This is a genomic window from Nocardiopsis salina YIM 90010 (assembly GCF_000341025.1).
In the GTDB taxonomy this organism is placed as follows: domain Bacteria; phylum Actinomycetota; class Actinomycetes; order Streptosporangiales; family Streptosporangiaceae; genus Nocardiopsis; species Nocardiopsis salina.
Window position 1 is genome coordinate 46889 of record NZ_ANBF01000099.1, and the last position, 6056, is coordinate 52944.

6 protein-coding genes are annotated in these 6056 nt (G+C 69.4%); 4 read left to right on the forward strand and 2 right to left on the reverse strand.

What is annotated here, in order from left to right:
• Positions 1-515: 515 nt before the first annotated feature.
• The 3 genes from D474_RS0111425 (at position 516) to D474_RS0111435 (ending at position 2747) form a co-directional block, all read left to right on the forward strand.
• Positions 516-1478 carry an acyl-CoA desaturase gene (locus D474_RS0111425; RefSeq protein ID WP_017613704.1) on the forward strand — a complete coding sequence of 321 codons (963 nt, stop codon included), beginning with the start codon at positions 516-518 and terminating at the stop codon, positions 1476-1478.
• A gap of 14 nt (positions 1479-1492) precedes the next feature.
• A complete protein-coding gene (locus tag D474_RS0111430) occupies positions 1493-2152 on the forward strand; it encodes a TetR/AcrR family transcriptional regulator (RefSeq protein ID WP_017613705.1) in 660 nt (219 codons plus the stop codon).
• An 85-nt stretch (positions 2153-2237) separates the two neighbouring features.
• Positions 2238-2747, forward strand: a complete 510-nt coding sequence (locus tag D474_RS0111435; RefSeq protein WP_026118396.1) for a MarR family winged helix-turn-helix transcriptional regulator — start codon at positions 2238-2240, stop codon at positions 2745-2747.
• Between the two features lie 2 nt (positions 2748-2749).
• Here the strand turns inward: D474_RS0111435 and D474_RS0111440 are convergent, their stop codons facing one another.
• Complete coding sequence (locus D474_RS0111440; protein WP_017613707.1) at positions 2750-4084, reverse strand: MFS transporter; 1335 nt, start codon at positions 4082-4084, stop codon at positions 2750-2752.
• Positions 4081-5313, reverse strand: a complete 1233-nt coding sequence (locus D474_RS0111445) for a M20 metallopeptidase family protein (protein WP_017613708.1) — start codon at positions 5311-5313, stop codon at positions 4081-4083. The genes D474_RS0111440 and D474_RS0111445 overlap by 4 nt, the downstream gene beginning before the upstream one ends.
• 127 nt (positions 5314-5440) lie before the next feature.
• Here D474_RS0111445 and D474_RS0111450 point away from each other — a divergent pair.
• Positions 5441-6056: Lrp/AsnC family transcriptional regulator (locus D474_RS0111450; RefSeq protein ID WP_017613709.1), on the forward strand; the 616-nt coding region annotated here is incomplete at its 3' end.

Sequence of the window (6056 nt, forward strand, 5' to 3'; positions counted from 1 at the left end):
CGGCTCACCCTTCGGCGGCGCGCGACCCGCGGGTGCCGCACGGGCGGCCGTCGAGACCTGCGGCCAACATGGGAAGGATACATGCGCGTCACATCCGCCCCAGCGGGCGTCACGCCCGGTGGAAGGGGGGTCGGAGCCGCCCGCGCCCGTCGCGGGGCGCTCGCCGTGCGCTGTGTGAGATGGGCCGCGTCGGCAGTACCGCCGGTGCCCGCACTCGGGGCGGCGGCCTTCCCAGCTCCCGGACCAGGACTCGAACCTGGACGATAGGGACCAAAACCCCACATGCTGCCATTACATCATCCGGGAAAGCGGCGGGCGAGAAGTCGCCACATCCGTCTGCTCCGGATCAAACATAGCGCGTCTTCACGGGGGCTTGCCAAGCCTACGCCTACGTAGGTTACGGTTACGTAGGTATAGGTTGGGACGCCGCGAGGGGCTGGGCCTGCCCGGCCTGACACCGTCCCGAACTGGGAAAACACCGTCTACCGGCCCCCGCAACGAGGTACTTCTGAACCATGACCGCTGCTCCTGACATCCCGACCAGCGAAACCAAGAAGAAGCGCGAACCGATCCCCGAGTACGAGCCCGAGCCCCGGGGCAAAGCGGAGCGCTACACCGTCTTCGCGTTCGTGTTCACCCCGCTCATCGCCCTCCTGGCGTCCGTCCCCTTCTTCTGGGGCTGGGGGCTCACCTTCGTCGACATCGCGATCGCCTCGGTCTTCTACCTGATCAGCGGTCTGGGCATCACCGTCGGCTACCACCGCCTGTTCACCCACGGTTCCTTCCGCGCCAAGCGGCCGCTCAAGATCGCCTTGGCGATCGCCGGCTCCATGGCGATCGAGGGCAGCGTCATCAAGTGGGTGGCCGACCACCGGCGCCACCACAAGTACGCCGACGCCGAGGGCGACCCGCACTCGCCGTGGCGCTTCGGCGACGACTGGAAGTCCGTCGCCAAGGGCCTCTACTACGCACACATGGCGTGGATGTACCTGGACGACAAGAAGACCTCGCCGCGTCGGTTCGCCCCCGACCTGCTCAAGGACAAGGACATCGTCCTCATCGACCGGCTCTTCCTGCCGATCGTGCTCTTCTCCCTCTTCGCGCCGGCACTCATCGGCGGCCTGGTCACCATGTCCCTGTGGGGCGCCTTCACCGCGTTCTTCTGGGCGAGCCTGGTGCGCGTGGCCCTGCTGCACCACGTGACGTGGTCCATCAACTCCATCTGCCACACCATCGGCGAGGAGAACTTCGAGGTCCGCGACCGCTCCCGCAACGTGTGGTGGCTCGCCATCCCCTCCTTCGGGGAGTCCTGGCACAACCTGCACCACGCCGACCCGACCTGCGCGCGGCACGGTGTCCTCAAGGGCCAGATCGACATCTCGGCCCGTCTCATCTGGATCTTCGAGAAATTCGGCTGGGCCACCAAGGTCCGCTGGCCCAACAAGGAACGACTCGCCGCCAAGCGCGTGACGGTCTAGGATCGGTAGCCATCATGGGAGCAGCCGACAGCGATCAGAAGGTCCGCGTGCGCCGCAAGCGCATGACGGGCAAGGAGCGTCGGCAACAGCTGCTCGAGATCGGGCGCGAGCTGTTCGCCGAGCGCGGCTACGACGCGAGTTCCGTCGAGGAGATCGCTGCGCGTGCCGGTGTGTCCAAGCCCGTGGTCTACGAGCACTTCGGCGGCAAGGAGGGCATCTACGCGGTTGTGGTGGACCGTGAGATGCGCACCCTGCTGGACATGATGGGCGAGGCCCTGACCGCCGATCACGCCCGCAGCAAGATCGAGAAGGCAGCGCTGGCGCTGCTTCGTTACGTCGAGGAGAACACCACCGGGTTCCGGGTCCTGACCCGCGACTCCCACGTGGCCTCGGGGACGGGCAGCTTCGCCAGCCTCATCAACGACATCGCCAGCCAGGTCGAGCACATCATGGTGGCCGAGTTCGAGGAGCGCGGTTACGACCCCGCCCTGGCTCCGATGTACGCGCAGGCACTGGTGGGCATGTGGGCCCTGACCGGCCAGTGGTGGCTCGAGGTGCGCAAACCCCGCCGCGAGGTGGTGGCCGCCCACCTGGTCAACCTGGCCTGGAACGGGCTGTCCAGCCTGGAGTCCAAACCGCAACTGGAGACCAAGGAACGGCGTTCGAAGCGCTGAACCTGGGGACGGAAGCCTCGTGGGGCGGGTGTGCACTTCGCATACCCGCCCCACTATCTTGATGTCAAGAGATAGGCTGGTACCCATGCGCGATGAGGTGGATGGGTTGATCGAGGCGTGGCGGACCCAGCGTCCGGACGTCGACGTGCGGCCGCTGGAGGTCTTCAGCCGTGTCTCGCGTCTGTCCCGGCACCTTGACCGTGCCCGCCGCACCGTCTTCACCGAGCACGCCATCGAACCGTGGGAGTTCGACGTGTTGGCGGAACTGCGGCGTTCCGGCCCGCCCTACGAGCTCAGCCCCGGCCGGCTGCTGCGCGCCACCCTGGTCACCTCCGGCACCATGACCAACCGGGTGGACCGCCTCGCCGCGGCCGGGTTCGTGCGCCGCCGTCCCGACCCCGCCGACAAGCGCGGGGTGCTCGTGCGGCTGACCGACAAGGGGGCCGAACGCATCGACGCCGCGCTGGCCTCCCTCGTCAGCTACGAGGAGGGGCTGCTCACCCCCATGGAGACCGAGGACCGCGAACAGCTCGCCGCGTTGCTACGGAGCCTGCTCGCGCCCCTCGACCAGGGGCCGGAGAGCCCCAAGAGCTGAGCTCAGTCGGCCGGTACACGATCCGGTTCGGATGCTGGTTCCGGGCCCAGGGCCGGCTCCCCGAAGAGCGCCGCCGCCACGGTCGAGACGACCGCTGTGGCCATGAGGTAATAGGCCGGGCTCATCAGGTTCCCGGTGCCCTCGACCATCGCGGAGAGCACGAGCGGGGTGAAGCCGCCGAAGATCGAGACCGCCAGGCTGTAGGCCAGCGACAGCCCGCTGTAGCGCACCGCAGTGGGGAAGGAGTCGGCCATCGCTGTGGCCAGGACCCCCATCATCGGCGAGCCTGCCAGAGCCACGAGGAGGTAACCCATCACCGCCGTGGCGAACTCGCCCTGGAGCAGCAACCAGTACACGGGCGCGGCCACGATCAGGAGCAGCACCGGGGTCGCCACGAGGAAGGGTTTGCGCCGCCCGATGCGGTCGGAGAGCACCGCCCACAGCGGGATGAGGGCCAGGTTCGCGCAGATGCCCACGATCATCGCCCCGTACATGTCCGCGAGACGCATCCCGACCTCTTCGACCAGGAACGCGGGCCAGAAAGCCTGCATCATGTAGAACATCGTCGTCCCGGTGATCATCAAGCCGATGATCGAGGCCAGGATGCGCCAGTGGTCGCCCAGAGCCACCAGGATCGGAGCACTCCCGACCGCCTTCGGCTGAGGGGTCCGTCGGCGTTCGGTGAACTCCGGGGTCTCGTCCAGCTTGAGTCGCAGGTAGAGGCCGATCAGCCCGAGCGGCAGGGTGAGCACGAACGGGATCCTCCAGCCCCACTCGACCAGGTCGACCTCGGTCAGCACCGCACTCAGCCCCGCGCCCGTACAGGCGGCGCACAGACCCGCGAGGAGCTGGGTGAAGAACTGCCAGCTGCCGTAGAAGGCCCGGCGGCCTCTCGGCGCGTACTCGACCATGTACGAGGTGGCGCCGCCGAACTCCCCGCCTGCGGAGAAGCCCTGCACCAGCCGGGCAAGGACCAACAGCACCGGTGCGAGCACGCCCGCGGTCTCGTAGCTCGGGGTGACACCGATGGCGAACGTGGCCAGTGACATGCTGATCACGGCCACCGAGAGCGTGGTACGCCGTCCCGTGCGGTCGCCGAAGTGGGCGAAGACGATCGCACCCAGGGGGCGGAAGACGAAGGAGACCCCGAAGGCGGCGAACGTGGCCACGAGCGAGGACTCTCCGCCGTCGAAGGTGAAGAAGTTCAGCGCGATGATCGCGGCGAAGAACCCGTAGAGAGTGAACTCGAACCACTCGATGAAGTTGCCCAGGGACGCGGCGAACACGGCCTTGCGGCGCACCCGGAGGGGGACGTCGGTGGTGCTCGCGGTGCTCATCGGTCCGCCCCCTCGGCTCCGGCGGCCCCGGAGGGGGAGGTGGCCGCTGCGAAGCGGCGCAGGGCCAGCTCGGCGTACAGGGCGGCACCGACCGGCAGCACGCCGTCATCGAACACGGCCAGCGGCGAGTGGTTGAAGGGGGCCTGTTCGAGGTCGGCGCCGACCGGTGCGGCGCCCAGGCCGATGAAACTGCCGGGTACCGCCTGCATGACCCTGGAGAAGTCCTCCGAGCCCATGAGCGGCTTCTCGAGGGTGTGGTGCCGCTCGCCCCCGAACAGGCCCACTGCGGTGCCGGCGGCGAACGCGGTCTCGCCATGGTCGGTGACGGTGACGGGGTAGCCGGGCAGGACCTCGACATCGACCTCGACACCGTGGGCGGAGGCGATGCCGTGGACCAGACGCGGCAGTGTGCTCAGGAGGCGGTCGCGTGTGGCGTCGGAGAAGGTTCGGACGGTGGCCGCGAAGCTCGCGGTGTCCGGGATGACGTTGGCGGCCGCCCCCGAGTGCAGCGACCCGACGGAGAGCACCGCTGGGTCGAGCACGTCGAACTCCCTGGTCATCATGGTCTGCAGGGACACGATCATCTGGCTGACCGCGGTGACCGGGTCCTTGGCACGGTGCGGGGTGGAACCGTGCCCGCCGGAGCCGCGGACGGTCACGCGCACTTCGTCCTGGGCGGCCAGGATCGGGCCCGGCCGGGTGGCGAGGTGTCCGTGCGGCAGGACCGCGGAGAAGACGTGCATCCCGAAGGCTGCGCCCACACAGGGGCCGGCAGCCTCCAGGACGCCTTCCTCCAGCATGAGGCCGGCGCCGTCCCAGCCCTCCTCCCCCGGCTGGAACATGAACACGACGTCACCCGGGAGTTCGCCGCGGCGGTCGGCGAGCAGGCGGGCGGCGCCGACCAGCATCGCGGTGTGCAGGTCGTGGCCGCAGGCGTGCATGGCGCCGTCGACGCGGGAGGCGTACTCGAGGCCGGTGCGTTCCTGCACGGGCAGAGCGTCCATGTCGGCGCGCAGCAGGACCGGTGGCGCATCTCCCCCGCGCATCACCCCGGTGACCGAGGAGCACCCGGTCCCGGTGGAGGTCTCCAGAGGCAGACCGTCGAGGGAGCGCAGGACACGCTCCTGGGTCCGGGGCAGGTCGAGCCCGATCTCGGGGTGCCGGTGCAGGTCGTGACGGAGGGCGACCAGGTCGTCGCCCAGCTCCGCTGAGTCGTCGTACGTCGTCATTCGCTGTTCTCCCTGTGTGACCTGAGTCATCGAAGGAAACGGGTCACCGGGTATTTTCCGAACACGAGAAGAACGATGGTGGGTTCTGGACGATTCGATCATCGAGCGGCGACCGAGGAGGGTTTCCGTGCAAGGTCCGCTGGAGGAACGGGACCGCGCCCTGGTGCACGCCCTGCAGATCGCACCGCGTGCGACCTGGACCGAGATCGCCCGAACGCTGGGCGTGGGACCGGCGACCGCTGCGGCACGGTGGGAACGCCTGCGCGAGCAGGGAGTGGCGTGGATGAGCGCCTACCCGACCGGAACCGCCGAGGACCTGCGTCTGGCGTTCGTCGAGGTGGACGTGGAGGCGCCGCACCGGCACGGCGTACGCGAGGTGCTGTGCGGCGACCCGCGCGCGGTGTCGGTGGAGGAGACCGCGGGTGACCCCGACCTGTTCCTGACGGTGATGGTGCCCGACCAGGCCGCGCTCTCGCGCCTGGTGCTGGACGACCTCCCGCGGACCCCAGGGGTGGTGCGGTGCCGCACGCATGTTGCGTCGACGCTGCACTGGGAGGGCAGCCGGTGGCGGCTGGACGCGCTCGACGCCCGCCAGCAGGCGCGCTTGCGGCCGACCTCCCCGCGCCCGGGGCCGCAGGGACAGCCCCGTCCGGTGCGCCGGGACGCACCCCTGGTGGAAGCGCTCTGCCACGACGGCCGCCGGAGCGCTGCCGAGATCGCCCGCCGGCTCGGCCGCCGCCCCG